Below are 17,431 nucleotides of genomic sequence, written 5' to 3'. Positions count from 1 at the left end.
CAAGTCGTTCCCGTTCGTATTGCTCAGGAAGTTCGCGGAGATTGCAGCTAGGTAGCTCGATGGCACGGTGTCGAAACCGTTGCCGTGCACGACTGACGCGTAGCTGGTGTTCGTGTAGTGGTTATTCAGGAAGCTCTGAACGTTCGACGTTACCGTCGGATTGGCGTAGCACTGGCTCAGGATGATCTGGCTCGTACCGGAAACCGGATAGCCGGACACGCTTGCCCCGGCGTCGTTTGCGGCGTGACCGAGCTCGTCACGGCCGGACCATTGACGATTGGTATCGTGATGGGGGTCACAATAAAAGGAATCTGGATCAACTGGTCAATGTTCGAGCCGATAGGGGCGGCATTGTACGATGTGACTTGCGCGGTCGTCAGTGCTGTGTCGCTGAATGCGATGTGAACCGCGCCCGAAACCCCCGCGCCGAAATACGTCGGCGGGTTGTTCAGAAACGCGTTCTGACCGGCGCCTGAACCGACTGAATAGTAAGTAAACGTGGCGTTGGAGGTACCGTACAGGCCGATTTCACCGGAAGCCGGTGAGTTGGCGCCAATCAGCGGCGCGACGAGCGACGATCCTTCGCCCTGAATGATTGGACCGGCAGCAATGGCCACCGACGATCCGGCGATCGGAATGATCCCGGCGAAAATGCGACAGATTGCACGTTTCGCGAGATTCATAAGGATTCCATTTTTATTGCGCCGAGAAAGCTTGCGAGAAGCGTTACGATTTGAGCGAACCTCATTCCGCAGGTATCTGGCGGCCTGCAACAAGAAATAAAAACCGACCTCGATCACTCGAGGTCGGTGTTCTGCACGGTGGCGTGCCGTAGGGGCTACTGTCGATTATCGGCCGTTGATGGTGGCGCAGGCCGATGCGTCACCGAAGTCCAGGTTGTTCCCACTGGTGTTGCTCAGGAAGTTTGCCGAAATTGCCGTCTGGAAGCTCGACGGTACGGTGTCGAAACCGTTGCCGTGGACGACCGACGCGTAGCTGGAGTTCGTGTAGTGGTTGTTCAGGAAGCTTTGAACATTCGACGTTACCGTCGGATTGGCGTAGCACTGGCTCAGGATGATCTGGCTCGTGCCGGAAACCGGATAGCCGGACGCCGGGTTAGCCAGCTTGCTGTAGGCCGTGCCGGAAACCGGAACCCACTGGGTCGGATCGGAGGCGGCGGTGCCCGACGGAGGGGCAATCGTACCCAGCGCAGTAGTCGCGTTCGCATACGTCGGCGCGTAGTACTTCTTGGCCGTCGTGTTGTACAGGCTAGCGATCGGGAGCTGCAGCGCGCCCGATGACGTCACGACCGTGCTTTGCGACGCGAGGAACGTGTTCGTGTAGTCCGGGCTCAGGTATGCGACGGCGGCCGTGCCGGCCGACGACAGCGACGCGAGCGAACCGCGGACACCACCGCTACCCGACGCGGCGACGAAGTTCGCCGGCACGCCCGACGGGAATGCCGACGTGTTCGCGAACGTCAGCGAATCGATGAACTTGACACCCGGCGCGGTGTTGCTGGTCGTGCAGACGGCAGCCAGATGGCGGGTCAGCAGTTCGGTCGTGCCGCTGCCGTCAGCGCGATAGACGACCTTGATCGGGGCGTTCAGCGAGTAGTTGCCGCCTTCCGGATTGGTGACCTGATTCCAGTTCGTCAGCTTGCCCGAGAAGATGCCGCACAGGTCGTCGTCGTTCAGCGCGATGCTGTGCGCTTGACCCGGCGTCGTTTGCGGCGTGTTCGCGCTCGTCACGGCCGGACCGTTGACGACCGGCACCGTGATCGCCGTCACGATGTACGGGATCTGGATCAGCGGGCCGCTGTTCGCGCCGATCGTGCTGGCGTTATACGACGTGACTTGCGCGGTGGTCAGTGCGGCATCGCTGTTCGCGAAGTTGACCGTACCCGTGACGCCTGCACCGAAGAACGTCGGCTGGTTGTTCAGGAACGCGTTCTGGCCGGCGCCCGAGCCGACCGAGTAGTACGTGAACGTGGCGTTCGACGTGCCGTACAGGCCGATTTCACCCGAAGCCGGCGAGTTGGCGCCGATCGTCGGCGCGACGAGCGACGAACCGCCACCTTGAATCAGCGGGCCTGCGGCCATCGCGAGGGATGCGCCCATGCCCGAAACGACGAGAGCGAGGACTTGACAGATCTTGCGCTTGCTGGATTTCATGAGAAATTTCCTTGGACGAAGATAAACGGGAACCCCTGCTGTTGCGGTTGGAGTGCTTATGGACCGCCGGGTAAATGTAGGAGGTAATTCGAATGACGCGTGTGAATTTTTCATAACGAATGGTGCGTAACATTTTTATTGAAAAAGTCATTTCGTTATTCGGATTGGTAAAGCCCCGATGGGAGCGACGTTCGGCGCAAGTCGGGGCATCCAGATATTGGGATTTGACCGGAATCGTTCGGCGGGTCGTGCGCGGGAACCCCTATCGTGCTTGCTGGAAGCCATCGATATGGCATGCGAGCCCGCGCACCGCTACCCCAATTTCAAGACGATTGTGTGGCGGATGTTACGGAACATTCTGCACGTCGGGGAATATCGTCCGTTTCGATGTATTTCGTCCGATTTTCGCGAAAATATGTAAATAGAAGATTGGCGATGATCGCGTGTATTTAATGTGTGGCAGATTGATTTATTGGGCGGGGTGTAATCGTTTTTGAATTATAAGAACAACGATTCCAGGTAATAAAACCCGCCCAAAAAGGTAGCCCAACATCCGTCACAAATCTGCGCTGGTTCGCTCCGTAGTCTTTCCTGGCGACTGCGTCCGGCACATTGCGCGCCGTCGCCGAAAAAGTCGCACGCGTGACTCGAGGGCACAGACATGTCGGCATTCCGCTACGAAGCGATCGATCCCACCGGCCGCACGCTGAAAGGCGTGCTCGAAGCCGACAGCGCGCGCGCCGGCCGCAGCCATCTGCGCACGCAAGGGCTCACGCCGCTCGTCGTCGAACTGGCCGCGCAACGCCTGGCCGGCGAGCGCAATCAACGCCTGTCGCTCGGCCGCAAGCTGTCGCAGCGCGAGCAGGCGATCATCACGCGCCAGCTCGCAAGCCTGCTGGTCGCGGGGCTGCCGCTCGACGAAGCGCTGTCGGTATTGAGCGAGCAGGCCGAGCGCGACTACGTGCGCGAGCTGATGGCGTCGATCCGCGCGGAAGTCGTCGGCGGCCATTCGTTCGCGAACGCGCTGAGCCAGCATCCGCGCGATTTCCCGGAGATCTATCGCGCGCTCGTCGCGGCCGGCGAGCATACGGGCAAGCTCGGCATCGTGCTGTCGCGCCTGGCCGACTACATCGAGCAAAGCAACGCACTGAAACAAAAGATCCTGCTCGCGTTTACGTATCCGGGCATCGTCACGCTGATCGCGTTCGGCATCGTCACGTTCCTGCTGAGCTACGTGGTGCCGCAGGTCGCGAACGTGTTCACCAGCACGAAGCAGCAACTGCCGACGCTGACGGTCGTGATGCTCGCGTTGTCGGAGTTCGTGCGGCACTGGTGGTGGGCGTCGCTCGCGGCGGCGGCCGTGCTCGTCTATGCGATCCGCAAGGTGCTGTCGCGCGATGCGCCGCGGCTCAGGTTCGACACGTGGGTGTTGACCGCGCCGCTCGCCGGCAAGCTCGTACGCGGCTACGACACGGTGCGCTTTGCCAGCACGCTAGGCATTCTCACGGCGGCCGGCGTGCCGATCCTGCGCGCGCTGCAGGCGGCCGGCGAGACGTTGTCGAACCGTGCGATGCGCGCGAACGTCGACGATGCGATCGTCCGCGTGCGCGAGGGCTCGGCACTGTCACGCGCGCTGGCGCATACGAAGACGTTTCCGCCGGTACTCGTGCACCTGATCCGTTCGGGCGAGGCGACGGGCGACGTGACGACGATGCTCGATCGCGCATCCGAAGGCGAATCGCGCGAGCTGGAGCGCCGCACGATGTTCCTGACGAGCCTGCTCGAACCGCTGCTGATTCTCGCGATGGGCGGCGTGGTGCTCGTGATCGTGCTGGCGGTGATGATGCCGATCATCGAGCTGAACAACATGGTGCAGTGATGCGCGGCTCAGCGCACGTATGCGTTGGCCTTCTCCGCGGCGGGCAGCGCGATCTCGCGATGCAGCCCGTTGCGGTCGACGACGATCGAGCGTGCGCGAACCTCGGCCAGTTTCGCGGCTTCGCCGATTGCCGCGCCGAGCGACACGACGCGCGAGGCATCGCCGCCGACGCTGACGATCGCGGCCGCGCGGCGCGCATCGAAGGCGAGCACGCCGAGCAGCTGGATGGCATCGCGGCCGTCGTCGGGTTTTGCACCGAACAGCCGCGCGCCGGCGGCAACGTCGATCGGCGCGGGCGGCGGTGCAAGCGCCGCGACCGGCGCATCGGCAGCGCTCAGCACGCGCACGGCCCACAGCGACACGGCAATGAGTGCGGCCGCGGCCGCGAGCGTCGCGGCGACTGGAACGAGATCGGCGCGCGAAGGCGCGATGCGAAGCAGGTCGAACGGTTTCATGGCGACAGGTCGGTGCGATGAACAGAAGATGTTTTCCATTCTTTGTTGCGAGGGTGAATGCATGATGACGGGGCCCAACGAAACCCGAACGCGATACGCCCGCCACGCGGGAGGACACCCGCAACGCGGCTTCACGCTGATCGAGATCATGGTGGTGGTCGCGATCCTCGGGATTCTCGCGGCGCTGATCGTGCCGAAGATCATGAGCCGCCCGGACGAGGCGCGCCGCATCGCGGCGAAGCAGGACATCGGCACGATGATGCAGTCGCTGAACCTGTATCGGCTCGACAACGGCCGCTATCCGTCGCAGGAGCAGGGGCTGAGCGCGCTGGTCCAGAAGCCGGCCACCGATCCGGTGCCGAACAACTGGAAGGACGGCGGCTATCTCGAGCGGCTGCCGAAGGATCCGTGGGGCAACGCGTATCAATACCTGAACCCGGGCGCGCACGGCGCGATCGACGTGTTCAGCTACGGCGCGGACGGCAAACCGGGCGGCGAGGGGAACGATGCGGACATCGGCTCGTGGCAGTGACGGCGTGCGCGTCGTGAGCCGGCGCATGCGACACACACGCGTCGCGCGTCGTACGTCGGCCGGCTTCACGCTGCTGGAGATGCTCGTCGTGCTCGTGATCGTGGGGCTGCTGGTCGCGGTCGTGACGCTCGCGCCGTCGCGTAATCGCCGCACCGATCTGGCGGAGGAGGCACAGCGCCTGGCGAACCTGCTCGAATCGGCCGGCGACGAAGCGCAGGTGCGGTCGGTCCCGATCGCGTGGCAGACGGTGGGCGGCGGCTATCGCTTCGTGCAGCGCACCGAAAGCGGCGCGTGGGCGCCGATGACCGACGACCTGTATCGCGCGCGCCGCTGGGGCGCCGAAGTGACGGGCGTGTCGGTGCGGTACACCGGCGGCGGCGAAGTGCCGTCGCGCGTCGTGCTCGGCAGTGAAGGCATCGACGTGCCCGTGACGATCACGCTGTGGTCCGGCGACGTGCGGATGGCCGTCGTCGGCACGGGCATCGGCAACTTCGTCGTGCGCCGGCCGTGAGCGACGTTCGGCGCCTGGCATGCCCGCAATGTGGGAACGCGCCGCGATTGAATCGCATCGCTGCACGCTTCACCGGACTGTCATAGTGCCCGCTCACAATCTGACGTTCGTTTGCTGCGGAACCGCTCACGGGGGGGCGCGCTTCGCCGGCAACGTGCAACTCCACTTCCGTCCAGGGATTCATGACTCGTTCACGGGCGCCGACCGGTGTCCTGGCGCTCGTCGCGTGGCTCGCGTTCGTCGTGCCGTGCATGCACGGCATACACGCGCAGGAGACCGGTTCCATCGTCCGCCAGCCGGGTAGCGCGGTGCATTTCGATCTGCCCGCGCAGCCGCTCGCGAAGACGTTGCAGGACTTCGCGCGGCTCACCGAGCTGATCGTGCTGGCGCCCGCGCCGCTGCTCGACGGGCGCACGAGCGCGCCGGTCCAGGGCGAATTCGTGCCGCGCGCCGCGCTCGAGCGGATGCTGGCCGGAACGGGGTTGCGTGCGGAATTCTCGCGTCCGGACGAAGCGATCATCGTCGCGCAGCCGGCCGCCGAGCAGGCGCCCGCGACGGCCGACACGCCGGCGGATGCGGCCTTGCCGATCGACGGGATCGGCGATTCCGGCGAGCGGCGCGCGTTCGCGGGCCTGCTGCAGGCGCATCTGATCGATGCGCTCTGCGCGCAGCCGGGAGCGGTGCCGGGCAGCTATCGACTCGTCGCGCAGGTGCGCATCGACAACAGGGGGGCGGTGGTGGCGGTCAACATGGTGGCATCGAGCGGTTCGGCCGCCCGCGACGCGGCGGTGATGCGCGCGCTGCGCGCATTGAAGCTGGACGACGCGCCGCCGGCGGACCTGCCGCAGCCGGTCACGATCCTGTTGCGGCCGGCCGGCAACGGCGTGCACTTCCGCTGTCCGGCGCCGCAGCCGGCCGTTCGGGGCTAGGCCGCCATGTCCGACAGCAACCGCTCCGGGCTCAGGCATCTGCTGGCGACGCGCTACGCGTACCTCGTCAGGCGGCTCGAGCGCGTGACCGGGTCGAAGGACGGCGCCGCCGACGCGCTGCACGAGACCTGGCTGCGTCTCGAGAACGCGAACGTCTCCACGCAGGTGACGAACGCGGACGCCTATATACTCGGGATGGCGAACAATGTCGCGATCGACCAGCATCGCCGCGAACGCCGGCATCTGCACGACGACGATGTCGAGACGCTGCTCGAGATGCCCGACGAACTGGCCGATCCCGAGCGCATCGTCGCGGCGCGCCGCAAGGTCGAGACACTGAAGGACGTGCTGCGCGGCCTGCCTCCGCGGCGCCGCGCGATCCTGCTGGCCGCCCGCGTGGACGGCCTGCTGAACCGCGAGATCGCCGAGCATTTCGGCATTTCGCTGCGGCTCGTGGAAAGCGAGCTGAGTGCGGCAATGAAGTACTGCCTGCAGCGCATGCAGGAAGACGGCGATCCGTACTCGGGCACGCGAGGCGGCCCGCGTAAATTTTGAGCATCAGGACGATGACGAAAGCCCAGGCCGAACCTGCCCACGACGAACTCGACGAAGCGAGTGCGTGGCTGCTGCGTCTGCGCTCGGGAGACGCGAGCCAGGCCGAAGCCGATGCGTTCGAGCGCTGGTGCGCCGATCGTCCGCAAGCCGCCGATCTGCTGCGCGATACCTGGAGCGCGCTGCGCACGGCGGCGACCGAGCTTGCGCACGAGGAACGCGCGGCCGCTGCCTGGGCAAACGTCGCAAAACGCGAGCGCACGATGCGCACCGGACGGCGCGCGTTCATCGGCTTCGCGGTAGCGGCCGGCGCGTCGTGGCTTGCCGTGCGCCCGCCGATGCAGCTGTGGCCGTCGCTCGGCGATCTCGCGGCCGATTACCACACGGGCACCGGCGAGCAGCGCAGCGTCGCGCTGTCGTCGCGCGTGACGGTCGCGCTGAATACGCAGACGCGTCTCGACGTGCTGGCCGCGAGCGATGCCGCGCACGGCGTCGAAGTCGTCGCCGGAGAGGCGGAGATCGACGCGGCCGCGCCGCCGGCCGGCCGCGCGACGCCGATCCAGCCCGTCACCGTCGTGGCCGGCGGCGGCCGCATGCAGGCGACGGTCGCGCGCTTCAACGTGCGGCGCACCGGCTCGCAGGTCTGCGTGACCTGCCTGTCCGGCACGGTCGCGCTCGAGCATCCGCGCGGTGCGCGCACGCTGACGGCCGACGATCAGGTCGTCTACGACGATCGCGGCGTGCAGCCCGTGTCGCGGATCGATCCGGGCGCGGTCAGCGCATGGCGGCGCGGGATGCTGGTGTTCAACGGCGTGCCGCTCGCCGAGGTCGTCGACGAGATCAATCGCTACCGGCGCGGCAAGGTCATCCTGCGCAGCGCGTCGCTCGGCGAAAACCGGATGCAGGCGCAGTTTCCGATCACGCGGCTCGACGACGTGATCGACATGGTCGGCCGTCTGTATGGCGCGCACATCACGCGCCTGCCCGGCAACATCGTGCTGCTGAGCTGACCGGCTTCCCGCGCTTTACGTTCCTCTCTTCCTACCGCCGGCGATGCGTTCGCGGCGCTTGCGGCTGTCCGCGCCCTGCGGGTTACGGCCGTCCGATACGACTTGATCAATGAGGGCCGGCAAACGCCGGGCCGTCTGTCATGGCGGCCCGGTGCGACGTCGTCGGACCCGAGGCGTGGGTGGCAAGCGCCCCGGCCGTGCAGCGATGCGCGGTGCGGGGGATGTGTGTCGATGGAGCTTCGGGCGGTGGCGTGATCATGAACGAATCGCAACGGGACAAGGATCCCGGCGACGCGAATACGCGCGCCGATGCGATCCGCGAGGGCGCGGTGCGCTGGTTGCTGTGGCTGCGCACGGGCGACACGACGCAACAGGAGCTGGACGCGTTTGCGTGCTGGCGCGCGCAGAGCGACGAGCATGCGCGCACGGTCCGCGAGCTGATCTGGATGTGGGCCGTGCTGGAGACGGTCGGCCGCCCGGAGCCGGGCGGGTCGACGCGTACGCATTGAGGCGGCGGCTTTGCGCGTGCACTGCACTGGCGTGGTGCGCAATCGCGTTCGCGCGGCGGCGCACGGGCGTTGCACGAAAGTCTGCGGGTTATGCGGGCCCGCTTCGACCTTGTATATGAGAGAGCGAGGGGGCTGTGCGGAGGGGCTGTAGTGCGGAGACCGGGGAACGGGGGCCTGAATGGGCCCCCGGATCACCGTGCACGCACGGCAGCGGGCGTGTGGCGCCGATGTGCCGGCCGCGTCATGCAGGCCCGGATTCACGACCCGGGATTCAGGATGGCGCCCCGGGCTGCAGGCCGGCGCGTGCGCCGTTCCAGGCGGCGTCGAGTGGATCGCCGGCATCGCGCAGCGGCTCGCGCAGAAAGGGAAAGCGTTCGACGAACGGTGCGGATTCTTGCAGGGCCACGATATGGTTGACCATCCATTGCAGCAGATCGCCGCCGTGCCGGACCTGTTCCGGCCGCCAGTCCGGCATCGACGAGAAGAGGGCCGAGAAGCCGCTCCAGCGCGACGGACGGTCGTTGTCGCCGGGCCGGAAATAGGTGTTCATCGCGACGTCGTGCGCGTCGGTCAGCGCGCCGACGAACAGCCCGTGCGGCGTCGGTACGCCGATCTGCTGCCAGCCTTCCGCGAGGGCCAGCGAGCGCATCACGCGCGCCGCGACGAACGCGATGCGCGTTTCATGCTCGATTTCCGCCAGCGACATCACGCCGTTGCGCTGCATGCAGCGTGCGACCGCGTGCGGGCGGATCACGTTCGACGCGAAGCTGCGCAGCACGAGGTCGGGCACCATCAACTGAAGCTGGAATTCGCGCAGGCCGTGCTCGGCGCTCATCGTCGAGAAATTGACGAACAACCCTTCGGCATGACCGAGCGCGCCGACGTACGGCTCGAGCCCGAGGCGCGCGAGCTTCGGCGCGATCTGGCGTTCGAGCAGCCGCATCAGGTTGCGGCGGTTGCGTACGCCCGTGAAATCGTCGAGGCCGCGCGTGACGACGTCGCTGATTTCCCAGCGGCGTTCGTCGGCGACGAGCCGCGGCGAGCCGCTCAGGTCGAACCGGGCGCGGCCATGGGCCACGCGGGGATCTACGTACATGCCGGTGCCTCGTGCATCGATTGCGGGCGGACCGCCGCGGCGGCGCGCCGTCGCGCGGGTCCGGTCGCCCACGATGCTGCGGCGTCGCGGGCCACCCGTCAAGTGCGAGTGTGCCGGGCTGAACAGTGTGGAGTGACGGGATGATGCGCACGATTGTGGAACGCTTCGTCGAACAGAGCCCGATGACGATCATGACGCGGCTCGTGCTGCAGTGCGCGCTGCACGACGACTGGATCGATACGACTGTCGACGCGGACGACGAGCCCGACGAGGAGTCGATCCGCGAGACGCTGTTCGCGCTGGCGGTCGACGCGATCGCGTCGATTGCCGCGCACGCGCAGATGCCGGTATCGGTGAGGCCACGCGGTGTGCCGGGGCACGCATCGTCCGCGTCCGGCGCCGCGGTGGCCGCGCTTCACGATGGCATGAGCCGATGGCGGGCCGGCTGGGGGCGTGCGCTCGTCCGGGACAGCGTCGATCTGCTGCTGCCCGTCGCGGCGGTGCGCGCCGACGAGCGCGGGCGCACGCTTGGCGGAATGCGGCTGCGCGTGCTGGACGGCACGGGCGACAGTTGCGCGCCCCGCGGTGCCGGTTGCGACTGCGGCCGCGCATGCGACGACCCGGCGCGGGACGGCGCGCCGAGCCTGACCGGCGCGCGCGTTCTGGCGGTCTACGATCCCGAGCTTGCGATGATCGTCGACCTGCTGCCGATCGAGCGCGGCCGATCCCACGAGCGTGCGTTCGTCGGCGCGTTGCTGGAGACGGTCAGGCCCGGCGAGCTGTGGATCGTCGACGGCCGTTTCGATACCGAGGCGATCGTATCGGGCTGGCCGCGCCGCGGCTGCGCATTCGTGCTGCACGACTACGGTGGCGCGGCCGCTTGCCGGCCGCTCGGCGGCTGGCGCGATGCCGGCCCGCTTGACGGCGGCGACGTTCGCGAGCAGGCCGTCGGCATTGCGGGCGACGGTGAAGCGACCGGAACGCTCAGGCGGATCGAATGGTGCGGCCCTGGGCTCGACGGCCACCCGGGCGCGACGGTCACGGTACTGACGAACCTGCCTGTCGAGCAGTTCGACGCGTGCCAGGTGATGCAGCTGGCGCGCCGGCGCTGGCGTGATGCGCTGCCGTTGCCACTCGAACCTGCGTTGGGTGGCACGTTGTTCGGCAGCGTGCCCGCGCGTGCGTCGCTGCTCGCATGCGGCATCGCGGCACTTGCGTACAACGCGTTCAGCGTGATGACCCGCATGGTCGGCGGCGCACTCGGCCTGGACGAACGTGACGTAGAACGCGTGCCGTCGCATATCGCCGACGGCGTCGCCGCAACCTATGCCGGGATGATGATCGCGCTGCCGCCTGACTGGTGGCGACGCTATGATCAGTTGCCCGCGGCGACGCTCGGCCAGATCGTGCGGATGCTCGCCGCGCACGTCGATCCGCGCAGCGAGCGGCGCAGGCGCCGCGACAACCGGCTGTCCGCGAAGTCGCAGGCGCTGCTGCGCGCGGCGACACTCGAACACCTGCTCCATGACGACGGCGGCGATCCGGCCGCGAACGTGTTCAGCCTGCGCACGATCGCGATGGCGACGCGCGATTTCAGCAGCAATCCGTCGAAGGCGTTGCGGCACGCGGGCGAGGCGCTCGTGATGGTCACCAAGTACAACCGGCCGATCGCGCTGCTCGTGTCGATCGACGACTGGAACCGGCTGCTCGGCGAAGTGCGCGAGACGAGCCTCACGCGGCTGTCGTTCGACTGCGCGGCGGCGCAGGGCATGCGCTCGGCCGCGTTGAGCGAATCGTCGTTGAACTAGCCGACGCTGTCGAGGCGGCGCGCAGGCGCCGCGCTCAACTCGTCAGCCGATGAACCCAGATGACCGACGTCCACGTGAAATTGCCGCTGCCGTAGCGCGCGATCAGCGTGTCGACGCGTGCGTTGATGCGCGCCGAATGCACGCGGCAATGCACGATGAAGTAGAGGCTGTTGACGCCGATGGTCGAGCCGCCCGGCAGCGTGGGATTGCCTTCGCGCGCGGGCAGCAGGTACTCGGCGATGTCGCCGGTGCTGACGAAGTACGCGGTGCCGCGCCGGTCGACGAGCCGCTTGGCCTGGCTCGCCGACAGCGTCGGAATCGCCGCGATGAGCACGGGCTCGGCCGCGGTATTCGCGTTGACGGTCGTCAGGTCCGGCAGGATCGTCGTGAACGGCGCGAGCGTCTCGATCGCATGTGCATCGTAGCCGGGAATGCGGGCGAGATCGTCGATGGACACGAGCTGCAGCGGCCAGCCGTCAGGGCCGTTCGTGTCGCGCAGCGAGCGCAGCATGGTGTCGGCCGTCAATTGCGCGAGCGCGGGATCGAGCGATAGCTGGCTCAGCAGCCGCCGGTACGCGAGCACGCCTTCGCCGTTCGCCTGCCAAGGCTTGCCGGGCGCGATACGCGTGACGAGATTCGTCAGGTTGAAGCGCGCCTGCGCATCTTCGACATGGCCGGAAATCCAGGCACGCGCCAGCTCCGCATTGACCGCCGCGGCGTCGGGCGGCAGCAGGTCGGACAGCGGCACGTCGGCGGCCGGCAACGACCACGGTTGGCCGACGAACGTGACGTTCGACGTCGCGTTCTGCGCGCGCAGCGTCGCACGCGCCCATTCGACCGCCGCGCGTTCGACCCACATCGTCTGCGTCGCGAGCCGCTGGTTCTCCACGTCGCGCGTCGCGACCTGCTGGCGCCACAGCACGCTCGCCGCGAGCGTCGCCGCCAGCGCGACGACGAGCAGCACCGTGACGATCGCGATGCCGCGTTCGCGCCGCGGCCGCACGCTCCCGGACTTTCCGTATCGATGCATTTGCATGCTCCTGCAAGGGCGGCGTGACGGCGCTCAGTCCACGAACACCAGCCACGCATGGACGATGCTCGCATGCGCGGATGACGTGACGCCGAACATCGCGGTGAGTCCGGCCACCCAGAACGCGAGCGTCGCCGGATGCGTGCCGTCGGTCGTCAGCGCCAGCGGGCCGACCAGCGACGCGATCGCATGCGAGCGCCACAGCAACAGCAGGAACAACGCGCAACCGACGGCCATCGCGATGAAAAACAGGTAGAGCGCGACCGTCGAGCGCCGCGTGAACGGCGTGCGGTGATGGCGCTGGTTTGCCGCGACGATCGCCGCCCCGTTCGCGAACGGCACAATTGCCATCGCGAGCATCCAGAACAGCGGCTGGTCGCTCGACGCGTCGATCAGCAGCAGCGTGCCGATCGTCCAGATCGGCGGCGCGAGCAACGTGAGCACGACCCACGACAGCAGGTGCCAGGCCAGCCAGGGCGCGCGCCAGCGCAACGCGCGGCGCGGCGCGGCAAAGGCGGCGGGCGGCAGCGGGCCCGCGGTCGCGGCATGGCCGGACAGGCGTTCGGCGAGCCACCGTACGAACATCGTCGCGAATGACATGGATGGATCCGGTCGTTGACGTCTTTTCCCAATAGCTAGGACGAAGCGGGCGCCCGCAAACCGCAGGATTTCTCGTGACCGGGATGCGTGCCGCGGCGCTGCATCGCGCAGGCGGTGCGCGAAAACGGTCTCGTGCATATCTTCAGCGGAATGTCACAAAAACTTCCCGGTTGAAACCCGAGGATTGTCGAACCGCCCGCAGGGGGAGCGTGACGCGCGTCGTGCGCCGCCTTCGGGGCGGCAACACGTCTGCCGACGATCGCGCGCGCACGCGCTGTCCGGAAGCCTTGGCAGCCACGGCAGACGATACGTACATGAAACGGGGGCCACGCATATTCCTGCGCAACGCGCCGCGCGATTCGCGCCGGCTCGCGTTGCGCGCGCATTGCAGGCCGCGCGCTGGCGGCCGTGTCCTGCTTCCGGCGTCGAGCCGGACGGCCAGTCGGATGGCCGGTGGGATGGCCCGCGAAAAAAGTTTGCGGCAATGCGCGACCCGTTCCGTCTAGGTAGGTGAGAGCGGCGACTCGTGCGCCGCACACGATGGTCGTTGCCGATCGATGCAGCAGTGCCGTTGCGTCGATCGGCAGTCGAGCGGGACGTTGCGGAACAAAGGTTGCGGGTTTTCCGGAGTCGCTTCGTCCTTTCCGGTAGAGGCGCTCGAACGCACCGGGTACGGAAATCGGGAACGGCATTGCGCAGATCATGCTAAGGATGGCGAATCAATCGTCATCAAAGTGAAACAGGCATTTGATAGCGGATCGAACGGCTGGCGCGGTGCGCTTTGCGTCGATCCGGAACAACAAAGGGGAATGGCGCATGCCGCCGAGAGTAGACCGCAAGTCACGCGAACGATGGCGGCTGAACTGCCGATGCCTGGCGGGTGTCGTGCTGGCCGGTGGGCTGGGTTTCGCGCCGGTAATTCATGCGCAGGAAGCCGCGCCCGCCGCGAAAGCGGCGCCGGCCGCGCCGCAGTCGTTTGACGTGAATGCCTTCGTGGTGCGCGGCAACACGACGTTGCCGACGCTCGAGATCGAGAAGGCCGTGTATCCGTTCGAAGGGCCGGGCCGCACGCTCGCCGACGTGAACGCGGCGCGTGACGCATTGCAGAAGGCGTACCAGGATCGCGGCTACCAGTCGGTCGTCGTCGAGCTGCCGCAACAGCAGGTGAAGAACGGCGTGATCCTGCTGCAGGTGACGGAAGCGAAGGTCGGGCGCTTGCGCGTCGACGGCGCGCAATACAACTCGCCGCAGAACATCCGCGATGCGGTGCCCGCGCTGGCCGAGGGCCAGGTGCCCGATTTCAACCAGGCGCAGCAGCAGCTCACCGACCTGAACCGCTCGGCGGACCGGCAGGTGATTCCGATCCTCAAGCCGGGTGCGCTGCCGCAGACGGTCGACGTCGACCTGAAGGTCGACGATCACAGCCCGCTGCACGGCTCGCTCGAACTGAACAACGACAACAGCCCCGGCACGTCGACGCTGCGCACGACCGCGAACCTCAGCTACTCGAATCTGTGGCAGCTCGGTCACGTGATCTCCGGCACCTACGTGCTCGCGCCGCAGCATCCGAACGATGCGCGCGTCTACGCGTTCTCGTATCTCGCGCCGATCAGGGATTCGCGCTGGAGCTTCCTCGCGACGGTCGTGCATTCGGACAGCAACGTCGCGTCGGTCGCGAACACCAACGTGCTCGGCAAGGGCACCACCTACGGCTTCACCGCGATCTATTCGCTGCCGGCAACGGAAACCTACGCGCATTCGGTCAGCGTCGAGATCGACCGCAAGCACTTCGACGAGAACGTGTCGATACCGGGCCAGACGGGCTCGACCGCACCGCTCACGTACGTGCCGGTGACGCTGTCGTACAACGGCCAACTGAGCCTGAAGAATTCGCAGACGTCGTTCGCCGCATCGGTGACGACGAACATCCGCGGCTTCGGCAGCGACTGGGGCGCATGGGACAACAAGCGTTACAACGCGACGCCCGATTTCGTGTACGGCAAGTTCGACGTCAACCACACGCAGCGCTTCGCCAACGACATGCAGGCCAATGCGCACGTGAACGCGCAGATCTCGAACTCGCCGCTCGTGTCGAGCGAGCAGTTCGCCGTGGGCGGGATGAACAGCGTGCGCGGCTACATGCAGGCCGAGGACACGGCCGACAGCGGCGTGATCGCGTCGGTCGAGCTGCGCAGCCCGTCGCTCGCGAAGTGGCTCGGCGGCGCGGTCGGCAGCCGCGTGAACGAGTGGCGCTTCCACGCGTTCTTCGACGCGGCGCACCTGTGGCTGCTGAGCCCGCTGCCGGAGCAGACGTCGCGCTTCAACCTGATGAGTGTCGGCGTCGGCACACGGGTGCAGCTCATGAAGTACGCGAGCGCGGATTTCGAGGCCGGGTGGCCGTTGAAGGCGGGTGTCTATACGCGGCAGTACAGCCCGCGGTTCGATTTCTACGTAAGGCTGGGGTTCTGACGGATTTTTTTGATCGTGCCGGGGCGATGCGACGAGCGCGGCGCCCGCACATTCGGGGAGTGGATCGTGAAGCGAGTCTTGTTTTTCCTGTTGGCGGTGATGCTCGGCGTGCTGCCCGGCATCGCGAACGCATGGTGGCAGAACGACTGGTCGTACCGGAAGGCGATCACGATCGACGCGAGCGCGAAAGGCGCGAACCTCGCGGAATCGGCCGGCCGCGTGCCGCTGCTGATCCGCCTGCACTCGGGCAACTTCCAGTTCGACGGGCTGGCCGACAACGGCGCGGACATCCGCTTCGTCGCCGCCGACGACAAGACGCCGCTGAACTACCACGTCGAGCAATACGATCCGGTGCTCGGCGTTGCGCTGATCTGGGTCGACATTCCGAAGATGCCGGCCGGCGCCGCGGAGTCGATCTGGATGTACTACGGCAACAAGAAGGCGCCGGACGGCAGCAAGCCGGCCGAGACGTTCGATGCCGACTACACGCTCGTGTACCACTTCAACGGCGCGGCGGGTGCGCCGCCGAAGGACCTGACCGCCTACGGCAACCACGCGCAGAACGCGTCGTTCAGGACGGTCGAGGACGGCATCGTCGGCAAGGGCGCGCGGTTCGACGGCAGCGGGTCGCTGACGCTGCCGGCGAGCCCGTCGCTGAATGTGCCGGCCGGCGGCAGCTTCACCTTCAGCGCATGGGTGAAGCCGTCGGCGCTCGCGCCGAACACGCTGCTGTACAGCCGTCGTGACGGCGCGAACGCGCTGCTGATCGGCCTCGACAACGGTGTGCCGTTCGCGGAAGTCGCTGCCGGCACGGCACCGGTACGCACGCCGGCCGCCTCGCCGGTCGCCGCGAACCAGTGGACGTATCTCGCGGTCACGGCCGACGGAAAGAACCTCACCGTCTACGTGAACGGCAAGCAGGCCGCCCAGGTCGCGGCGGCGCTGCCCGCGCTGAACAGCGCCGCAACGGTCGGTGCGGATACCACCGGCGCACCGGCGGGTTTCGCCGGTTACGCAGGCGCGCTCGACGAACTGCGCCTGTCGAAGATCGCGCGCTCGCCGGCGGCGATCGCGGTCGACGCGCTCGCACAAGGTTCGGAATCGAAGCTCGTCGCCTATGGCGCCGACGAGAAGCAGTCGGGTTTCGGCTTCGGGTACTTCGGCGTGATCGTGCAGTCGGTGACCGTCGACGCGTGGGTCGTGATCACGATCCTGCTCGGCATGGCGCTCGTGTCGTGGATCGTGATGTGGACGAAGGCGCGCTACGTCGGCACCGTCGACAAGGCGAACCAGTATTTCGTGCAGAGCTTCCGCGAAGTGGCCGGGCGCCACCTGGTCGGTCTCGCGCATGTCGACGAAGCGAGCGCCGACGGCCGCCGCCTGTACCAGTCGTCGCTGTACCGGCTGTACAAGGCCGGCGTGCATGAAATCCACAGCCGTGTCGACAACACCGGCCGCACGGTGATCACGTCGGAATCGATCGAGGCGATCCGCGCGTCGATGGACGCGACGCTCGTGCGCGAGAACCAGCGGCTGTCGAAGTCGATGGTGCTGCTGACGATCGCGATCTCGGGCGGCCCGTTCCTCGGGCTGCTCGGCACGGTGGTGGGCGTGATGATCACGTTCGCGGCGATCGCCGCGGCCGGCGACGTGAACGTGAACGCGATCGCACCGGGTATCGCGGCCGCGCTGCTCGCCACCGTCACGGGGCTGTTCGTCGCGATCCCCGCGCTGTTTGGCTACAACTACCTGCTGATCCGCAACAAGAACGTGACCGCGAACATGCAGGTGTTCGTCGACGAATTCGTCACGCGCCTCGCCGAAGCTCACCGCGCGCCCGATCACGCGGTGCTGGCCGACTGACGCACGCAGGAGAC

General features: G+C 67.1%; 16 protein-coding genes. 10 read left to right on the top strand and 6 right to left on the bottom strand.

Features of this window, described 5'->3' with window-relative positions:
* Nucleotides 1-176 precede the first annotated feature (176 nt).
* Nucleotides 177-800, bottom strand: a complete 624-nt coding sequence (locus tag CFB34_RS13140; protein ID WP_306427084.1) for a substrate-binding domain-containing protein — start codon at nucleotides 798-800, stop codon at nucleotides 177-179.
* 48 nt (nucleotides 801-848) lie between these two features.
* On the bottom strand, nucleotides 849-2,174 hold the full coding sequence (locus CFB34_RS13135) for a substrate-binding domain-containing protein (protein WP_089442116.1): 1,326 nt from the start codon (nucleotides 2,172-2,174) through the stop codon (nucleotides 849-851).
* Between the two features lie 661 nt (nucleotides 2,175-2,835).
* On the opposite strand from CFB34_RS13135, the gene gspF reads away from it, so the two are divergent.
* The gene (gene gspF, locus CFB34_RS13130; protein WP_089442117.1) at nucleotides 2,836-4,053 is read left to right on the top strand and encodes a type II secretion system inner membrane protein GspF; all 1,218 of its coding nucleotides are present in this window, start codon (nucleotides 2,836-2,838) and stop codon (nucleotides 4,051-4,053) included.
* An 8-nt stretch (nucleotides 4,054-4,061) separates the two neighbouring features.
* On the opposite strand, the gene CFB34_RS13125 is transcribed toward gspF, so the two are convergent.
* Nucleotides 4,062-4,508: a general secretion pathway protein GspC gene (locus CFB34_RS13125; RefSeq protein ID WP_089442118.1), complete on the bottom strand. Its 447-nt coding sequence runs from the start codon at nucleotides 4,506-4,508 to the stop codon at nucleotides 4,062-4,064.
* A gap of 61 nt (nucleotides 4,509-4,569) precedes the next feature.
* Here CFB34_RS13125 and gspG point away from each other — a divergent pair, with 61 nt between their 5' ends.
* From gspG to CFB34_RS13095, 6 genes are all read left to right on the top strand, one after another.
* Nucleotides 4,570-5,040: a type II secretion system major pseudopilin GspG gene (gspG, locus tag CFB34_RS13120; protein WP_089442119.1), complete on the top strand. Its 471-nt coding sequence runs from the start codon at nucleotides 4,570-4,572 to the stop codon at nucleotides 5,038-5,040.
* Nucleotides 5,041-5,065: 25 nt separating this feature from the next.
* The gene (locus tag CFB34_RS13115) at nucleotides 5,066-5,551 is read left to right on the top strand and encodes a GspH/FimT family pseudopilin (RefSeq protein ID WP_242808605.1); all 486 of its coding nucleotides are present in this window, start codon (nucleotides 5,066-5,068) and stop codon (nucleotides 5,549-5,551) included.
* 182 nt (nucleotides 5,552-5,733) lie between these two features.
* A complete protein-coding gene (locus tag CFB34_RS13110; protein WP_089442121.1) occupies nucleotides 5,734-6,480 on the top strand; it encodes a TonB C-terminal domain-containing protein in 747 nt (248 codons plus the stop codon).
* A 6-nt stretch (nucleotides 6,481-6,486) separates the two neighbouring features.
* Nucleotides 6,487-7,035 (top strand): RNA polymerase sigma factor, encoded by a 549-nt coding sequence (locus CFB34_RS13105; RefSeq protein WP_089442122.1) that lies wholly within the window; start codon nucleotides 6,487-6,489, stop codon nucleotides 7,033-7,035.
* 11 nt (nucleotides 7,036-7,046) lie between these two features.
* Nucleotides 7,047-8,042: a FecR domain-containing protein gene (locus CFB34_RS13100; protein ID WP_089442123.1), complete on the top strand. Its 996-nt coding sequence runs from the start codon at nucleotides 7,047-7,049 to the stop codon at nucleotides 8,040-8,042.
* Between the two features lie 257 nt (nucleotides 8,043-8,299).
* Entirely contained in the window at nucleotides 8,300-8,551 is a 252-nt protein-coding gene (locus CFB34_RS13095) for a DUF4880 domain-containing protein (RefSeq protein ID WP_223274306.1), read from the top strand.
* A 271-nt stretch (nucleotides 8,552-8,822) separates the two neighbouring features.
* On the opposite strand, the gene CFB34_RS13090 is transcribed toward CFB34_RS13095, so the two are convergent.
* A complete protein-coding gene (locus CFB34_RS13090; protein WP_089442124.1) occupies nucleotides 8,823-9,647 on the bottom strand; it encodes a hypothetical protein in 825 nt (274 codons plus the stop codon).
* Between the two features lie 140 nt (nucleotides 9,648-9,787).
* Between CFB34_RS13090 and CFB34_RS13085 the strand changes: the two genes are divergently transcribed.
* Nucleotides 9,788-11,455: a type II toxin-antitoxin system Phd/YefM family antitoxin gene (locus CFB34_RS13085; protein ID WP_089442125.1), complete on the top strand. Its 1,668-nt coding sequence runs from the start codon at nucleotides 9,788-9,790 to the stop codon at nucleotides 11,453-11,455.
* 34 nt (nucleotides 11,456-11,489) lie between these two features.
* On the opposite strand, the gene gspK is transcribed toward CFB34_RS13085, so the two are convergent.
* Nucleotides 11,490-12,485 carry a type II secretion system minor pseudopilin GspK gene (gene gspK / locus CFB34_RS13080; protein WP_089442126.1) on the bottom strand — a complete coding sequence of 332 codons (996 nt, stop codon included), beginning with the start codon at nucleotides 12,483-12,485 and terminating at the stop codon, nucleotides 11,490-11,492.
* 33 nt (nucleotides 12,486-12,518) lie between these two features.
* Nucleotides 12,519-13,085, bottom strand: a complete 567-nt coding sequence (locus tag CFB34_RS13075) for a hypothetical protein (protein ID WP_089442127.1) — start codon at nucleotides 13,083-13,085, stop codon at nucleotides 12,519-12,521.
* A gap of 816 nt (nucleotides 13,086-13,901) precedes the next feature.
* On the opposite strand from CFB34_RS13075, the gene CFB34_RS13070 reads away from it, so the two are divergent.
* Both CFB34_RS13070 and CFB34_RS13065 read left to right on the top strand, forming a co-directional pair.
* Nucleotides 13,902-15,554: a ShlB/FhaC/HecB family hemolysin secretion/activation protein gene (locus tag CFB34_RS13070; RefSeq protein WP_242808604.1), complete on the top strand. Its 1,653-nt coding sequence runs from the start codon at nucleotides 13,902-13,904 to the stop codon at nucleotides 15,552-15,554.
* A 66-nt stretch (nucleotides 15,555-15,620) separates the two neighbouring features.
* Nucleotides 15,621-17,417: a MotA/TolQ/ExbB proton channel family protein gene (locus tag CFB34_RS13065; protein ID WP_089442234.1), complete on the top strand. Its 1,797-nt coding sequence runs from the start codon at nucleotides 15,621-15,623 to the stop codon at nucleotides 17,415-17,417.
* The last annotated feature ends 14 nt before the right edge of the window (nucleotides 17,418-17,431 follow it).

The organism is Burkholderia sp. HI4860, assembly GCF_002223045.2.
Classification (GTDB): domain Bacteria; phylum Pseudomonadota; class Gammaproteobacteria; order Burkholderiales; family Burkholderiaceae; genus Burkholderia.
Note: the sequence above shows the minus strand (reverse complement) of the source record. Positions and strands in the feature narration are given on the sequence as shown.

Excerpts from the sequence above, each read along its gene's own strand:
- gspG (WP_089442119.1), top strand. The coding sequence starts at position 4,570 with ATGATGACGGGGCCCAACGAAACCCGAACGCGATACGCCCGCCACGCG.
- CFB34_RS13085 (WP_089442125.1), top strand. The coding sequence starts at position 9,788 with ATGATGCGCACGATTGTGGAACGCTTCGTCGAACAGAGCCCGATGACG.
- CFB34_RS13105 (WP_089442122.1), top strand. The coding sequence starts at position 6,487 with ATGTCCGACAGCAACCGCTCCGGGCTCAGGCATCTGCTGGCGACGCGC.
- CFB34_RS13070 (WP_242808604.1), top strand. The coding sequence starts at position 13,902 with ATGCCGCCGAGAGTAGACCGCAAGTCACGCGAACGATGGCGGCTGAAC.
- CFB34_RS13100 (WP_089442123.1), top strand. The coding sequence starts at position 7,047 with ATGACGAAAGCCCAGGCCGAACCTGCCCACGACGAACTCGACGAAGCG.
- CFB34_RS13110 (WP_089442121.1), top strand. The coding sequence starts at position 5,734 with ATGACTCGTTCACGGGCGCCGACCGGTGTCCTGGCGCTCGTCGCGTGG.
- CFB34_RS13095 (WP_223274306.1), top strand. The coding sequence starts at position 8,300 with ATGAACGAATCGCAACGGGACAAGGATCCCGGCGACGCGAATACGCGC.
- CFB34_RS13090 (WP_089442124.1), bottom strand. The coding sequence starts at position 9,647 with ATGTACGTAGATCCCCGCGTGGCCCATGGCCGCGCCCGGTTCGACCTG.
- CFB34_RS13135 (WP_089442116.1), bottom strand. The coding sequence starts at position 2,174 with ATGAAATCCAGCAAGCGCAAGATCTGTCAAGTCCTCGCTCTCGTCGTT.
- gspK (WP_089442126.1), bottom strand. The coding sequence starts at position 12,485 with ATGCATCGATACGGAAAGTCCGGGAGCGTGCGGCCGCGGCGCGAACGC.
- CFB34_RS13125 (WP_089442118.1), bottom strand. The coding sequence starts at position 4,508 with ATGAAACCGTTCGACCTGCTTCGCATCGCGCCTTCGCGCGCCGATCTC.
- CFB34_RS13075 (WP_089442127.1), bottom strand. The coding sequence starts at position 13,085 with ATGTCATTCGCGACGATGTTCGTACGGTGGCTCGCCGAACGCCTGTCC.
- CFB34_RS13115 (WP_242808605.1), top strand. The coding sequence starts at position 5,066 with ATGCGACACACACGCGTCGCGCGTCGTACGTCGGCCGGCTTCACGCTG.
- gspF (WP_089442117.1), top strand. The coding sequence starts at position 2,836 with ATGTCGGCATTCCGCTACGAAGCGATCGATCCCACCGGCCGCACGCTG.